The sequence below is a fragment of the Blautia sp. DFI.1.216 genome, assembly GCF_020594215.1.
Classification (GTDB): Bacteria; Bacillota; Clostridia; order Lachnospirales; family Lachnospiraceae; genus Blautia_A; species Blautia_A wexlerae.
Genome location: NZ_JAJDML010000099.1, coordinates 1 through 4796 on the forward strand (window position 1 = coordinate 1; position 4796 = coordinate 4796).

A 4796-nucleotide genomic window follows, 5' to 3' on the forward strand; every position below is an offset into this window, starting at 1 on the left:
AGCATATTTTGTTGAAGTTTCTTTATATTTTATTTTATCTAGCACAACAAGTTAATTTAACAAAACAATTCCTATGCCAAAAGGCGGAGTTCACTTTACATTTTCCCCACTAAAGCTGAACAAGTCGAACTCTGTATATGATATTATCGTATACAGGAATATGTTTTGTTTGGTGTATCGAAGAAAATAAAAGTAACGGCATTGTATGTTACGAAAGTGATATACAGTGTCGTTATTTTTATGCTATAATGCGGATATGAATTTAACAAATCGGAATTGTGCGCCCAGACAAGGGCGAGTAGTCTAGCAGGTGGAATGCCTGTCTGGTAAGGTCTAACCAACCGCCAGTAGCGAGTCTTGGGTGACTGCCAGTAATGGTAGTTGCTAAGCGTAGACAGCGAGAAAATAGAGAGTGTGATTGAGCCTCGAAATTTTGATATCTAGAAGGCTGACGTTTTAATTCCAGCGGAAAGCAACACAAACCAAATCGTCATGGTAATCTGTGTTTTCCACTTTCCCTGAAGCATCAGAAGCAGCGGCGTGACCGGGCTGTTGCCCAGATCGGTGACGATTCCCTTCTTGACATCGCGCAGATATTCCTCATATGTCATGATATGATCCATCTTGATTCCTCCTGTTTATAGCCTTGGTCAGTAGTTTGATACTATGTACGAACTTTCTGCGTACTTGCTTTCGTTTTCGGATACCGTACAATATTTATACAATGAATCGTCAAGAGAGGAGGCAACAAGGTGACTTCTTTAACCATAGAACAAAAAAGAGTGGACATATACCCAAGCGCAAAGCCGGGCAGCCCAGTTATCTATCTCAACACCTTTTCCAATGCCGTTAACAGTGTGTATAAAAACCTGATGGCGCTCGGCTGCCCAGATTTCTGTCTGGTGGCGGTCAGTAATCTGAAATGGGATCATGACATGACACCGTGGTATATGGGGCCGATCTCTAAACACGATACGCCCTGCACCGGGGGTGCGGATGATTACCTGAAACTGCTTCTGGATGAAATTATGCCGGAAGCGGAAGCGCTCCTTCCCGGTGCGCCCGCCTGGCGGGGCCTCGCCGGTTACTCGCTGGCTGGGCTGTTCGCCCTCTACGCTCTCTACCAAACGGATGTGTTTGCCCGCGCAGCGAGTATGTCAGGTTCCTTCTGGTTTGAGGGCATCATGGAATATGTGTGCTCCCATGAGATGAAGCGCAAACCTGACTGTCTGTATTTTTCTCTCGGAGACAAGGAGAGCTCCACCGATAATCCGATTTTGAACGTTGTGCAGCAGAATACGCAGGAGATAGAAACACTGTGCCACGGGAAAGGCATCGAAACCACCTTCGTACTGAACAGTGGCAGCCACTATCAGGCGTGCAACAAGCGCACAGCGGCTGGCATTCACTGGATATTAAATAGATAAACCGACAAGGAGATAAAACGATGGATACGATTTATTCGCTTTTTCAGAAAGTAGTTAAAGAACATGAAAATGCCCCGGCTATCATTGAAAACGACCGCGCCATGACTTTTGGAGAGCTGTCCAACATGGTAGATATGATCACGTGCAGCTTTCCGCAGGAAGTACACAGCATCGGCATCGTCATGCGTCACCGAACCGAGATGATTGCCTCGATTCTGGCGGTACTCAAATGCGGCGGCCAATATGTCCCAGCCGAGCCGGATTTTCCCACCGGGCGCATCCATGACATGATGACCGAGGCACAGGTGGATTTTGTGCTGACGGAACACGCCTTTGCGCCCAAACTGAGCAGTTTCCCCATCCGCTATACAGATTGTGAGATCTGCGGCGTGGAGACGCCCTCCTGGAAGCGCAACGCCATCGAAGACCCGGAACGCCCCGCCTATGTGCTGTATACGTCAGGTACCACCGGGCGGCCCAAAGGTGTCTGTGTCACCAACCGCAATGTTTGCCATTATGTCCGTGCCTTTGCCAACGAGTTCCATCCCGGCCCCGGTGATGTCATGCTGCAATATTCCGTCTGTTCTTTTGACATCTTTGTGGAGGAAGTGTTCACCAGTCTGCTGAATGGTGCCGCTCTGGCCATCCCCGCTGACGAGGATAAGGCCGACATCCATGCGTTGATGGCTTTTGTGGAACGTCACCATGTGACTATGATCAGCGGCTTTCCGTATCTGCTGGCAGAAATGAACCACCTGTCTGTCATTCCGTCCTCTCTGCGGCTGCTTATCAGCGGCGGCGATGTGTTGCGGGGCGTTTATGTGGATCACCTGCTGAACAAAGCAGAGGTTTACAACACCTACGGCCCCTCCGAGACAACGGTCTGCGCCTCCTATTACCGTTGTAATAGTGGAACTGTGCTGGAGGACGGTACCTATCCCATCGGTCATCCTGTACTAGGTGCGCAGATCAGGATTCTGGATCAGTCTGGCAACGAGGTTGCCAAAGGGCAGACGGGTGAGATTTGCATTTATGGCGGCGGTGTATCTCTGGGCTACATTGGCGACCATGCCGAGGAAAACAGCGCTTTTGAGCGGCAGCCGGACGGTAGCACCATGTACCGCAGCGGCGATTTGGGCTATATCCTGCCGAATGGCAACATTGCATTCCTGCACCGCAAGGACGACCAGATCATGATTTACGGCAAGCGGGTGGAACTTGCCGAGGTGGAGTCCCGGCTCTATCGGTGCAAGGATGTGCAGCAGGCTATTGTCCGGGCTTTTACAGACGAGGATGGACTGTCCTATATGACCGCCTATGTGGTGCCTTCCGACAATAAGCTGAAAGTCTCGGAAGTAAAAAAAGAACTGTCTGAAAATCTGACTTCCTTTATGATCCCAGAGTTCTTTGTGAAGATGAAGCAGATTCCTTTGAATGTCAACGGTAAGCCGGATGTGTCGAAACTGCCGGTGGTAATGAAAGCGGGGGCATTATAATGGAGATTCAGATCCGGCAGGCCACGATCCAGGACCTGAATGTATTGATGCAATGGCGAATGGAAGTCTTGCATGAGGTATTCTCCATCCCCTCGGAGCGGTCTGTAACAGAGCTGGAATCGGAAAATCGCCGCTACTATCAAACAGAACTGCCGCAGGGCGGACATATTGCCTGCTTTGCCTACGTAGGGGAGGAAATCGTCGGCTGCGGCGGGATATGCCTCTATCATGAGATGCCCTCACCGGACAATCTAAACGGGAAATGTGCCTACCTGATGAACATTTATACCCGGCCGCAGTTTCGCGGACACGGCATAGGGAACAGAATCGTCAGGTGGCTTGTAGAGCAGGCTCGTCAGCGGCATATTTCAAAAATATATCTTGAAACCTCAGACAAAGGCAGGCCGCTGTATCAAACAATCGGTTTTGCCGATATGAAGGATATGATGAAACTGTCCCGTGAAAAATAAGCAAAATCAAAGGAGCATACATACAATGGAGCCAATCATCTGAAACGTTGAAGTAAAAAGCGTCCTCACAAAATCCAATTTGCCTGTGAGTGATTATTATTCGGTCAATCCTTATGTGGGCTGTGGCCACGGCTGCAAATATTGCTACGCATCTTTTATGAAGCGTTTTACCAATCACCCGGAGCCCTGGGGAGAGTTCATAGACGTTAAATTTTGGCCGGAAATCAAACACCCGGAGCGGTATGCAGGGAAAGAACTGTTTCTCTGTTACGTGACCGACCCATATCAGCCGCTGGAGGAAACCGCCTGCCGCACCCGCGCCATTTTAGAGCAGATGCAGGGCAGCGGATGTAGCCTCAGTATTGCTACCAAGTCTGACCTGGTGCTGCGTGACCTTGACCTCATTAAAACATTCCCCAATGCGCGGGTATCCTGGTCGATCAAACACACTGGACGAAGATTTTCGCGCTGATATGGACAATGCAGTGAGCATTGAGCGGCGGCTGGCCGCTATGAAAGCATTCCATGATGCTGGTGTGCGCACCACCTGCTTTATCTCGCCGATTTTCCCCGGCCTCACCGACCTGCCCTCCATCATCCACCGGGCGAAGAATCAATGTAATTTGGTCTGGCTGGAAAACCTAAACTTGCGGGGCGGTTATAAGAAAACGATTTTTGACTATATAACGGAAAAACATCCAGACCTGCTGCCGCTGTACGATACCATTTACAATAAAAAAGAACGCAGCTACTGGTCAATGCTGGATGCGCAGATGCGGCAGTTTTGCCAAGAGGAAGGGCTACTGTATGTCCGGGATGATGATTCCATCAAACGCCCGTTCAACGATCCGCCTATCGTGGTCAATTATTTTTTCCACGAAGAGATTATCCCTCGGCCAAAATGCAGAAGAACAGGTAATCAAAACTATATAGTAACATGCAGAAAGCTAGAAGTTGTAGAGGTGAGGTTATGAAACGCGCAGAATTAGAATCATTTATAATGGAGACATATAACGCTGAGACAGATTATCCGTGGCTCAAATATCCGAATTATGAGGTGTTCCGGCATTGTAATAATCGGAAGTGGTTTGCTCTGATTATGGATGTACCAAAGAACAAGCTGGGGCTGCAAGGCGAAGAAATGCTGAAAGTGGTCGATTTCAAATGTGACCCAATTCTGATTGGCACACTACGAGAGGAACCCGGCTTCTTCCCGGCGTATCACATGAGCAAGGATAGCTGGATTACTGTTGCACTGGATGGCAGCGTATCAGATGACAAAACCAAAATGTTGCTTGATATGAGTTATGAAGCAACGATACCCAAAACATGCAAAAAGAGATACTGACAAATTCAAGTTGAACAAAATCGCTGCGCGATGGCTTGCCAAGGCTGTGGCGCAG

5 protein-coding genes and 1 pseudogene are annotated in these 4796 nt (G+C 48.9%); 5 read left to right on the plus strand and 1 reads right to left on the minus strand.

The genetic code is table 11. The features are described from left to right. Window positions 1–440 precede the first annotated feature (440 nt). Window positions 441–623: a hypothetical protein gene (locus LJE11_RS18535; protein WP_008707686.1), complete on the minus strand. Its 183-nt coding sequence runs from the start codon at window positions 621–623 to the stop codon at window positions 441–443. Between the two features lie 129 nt (window positions 624–752). On the opposite strand from LJE11_RS18535, the gene LJE11_RS18540 reads away from it, so the two are divergent. The 5 genes and pseudogenes from LJE11_RS18540 (at window position 753) to LJE11_RS18560 (ending at window position 4741) form a co-directional block, all read left to right on the plus strand. Further along, window positions 753–1427: an alpha/beta hydrolase gene (locus LJE11_RS18540; RefSeq protein WP_008707688.1), complete on the plus strand. Its 675-nt coding sequence runs from the start codon at window positions 753–755 to the stop codon at window positions 1425–1427. A gap of 20 nt (window positions 1428–1447) precedes the next feature. Next, the gene (locus LJE11_RS18545; protein ID WP_008707690.1) at window positions 1448–2923 is read left to right on the plus strand and encodes an amino acid adenylation domain-containing protein; all 1476 of its coding nucleotides are present in this window, start codon (window positions 1448–1450) and stop codon (window positions 2921–2923) included. Further along, window positions 2923–3393, plus strand: a complete 471-nt coding sequence (locus tag LJE11_RS18550; protein WP_008707691.1) for a GNAT family N-acetyltransferase — start codon at window positions 2923–2925, stop codon at window positions 3391–3393. The genes LJE11_RS18545 and LJE11_RS18550 overlap by 1 nt, the downstream gene beginning before the upstream one ends. A 79-nt stretch (window positions 3394–3472) precedes the next feature. Then, window positions 3473–4367: pseudogene (locus LJE11_RS20595) on the plus strand (radical SAM protein). Continuing rightward, window positions 4364–4741 carry an MmcQ/YjbR family DNA-binding protein gene (locus LJE11_RS18560; RefSeq protein WP_008707693.1) on the plus strand — a complete coding sequence of 126 codons (378 nt, stop codon included), beginning with the start codon at window positions 4364–4366 and terminating at the stop codon, window positions 4739–4741. The pseudogene LJE11_RS20595 and the gene LJE11_RS18560 overlap by 4 nt, the downstream one beginning before the upstream one ends. Window positions 4742–4796 lie beyond the last annotated feature (55 nt).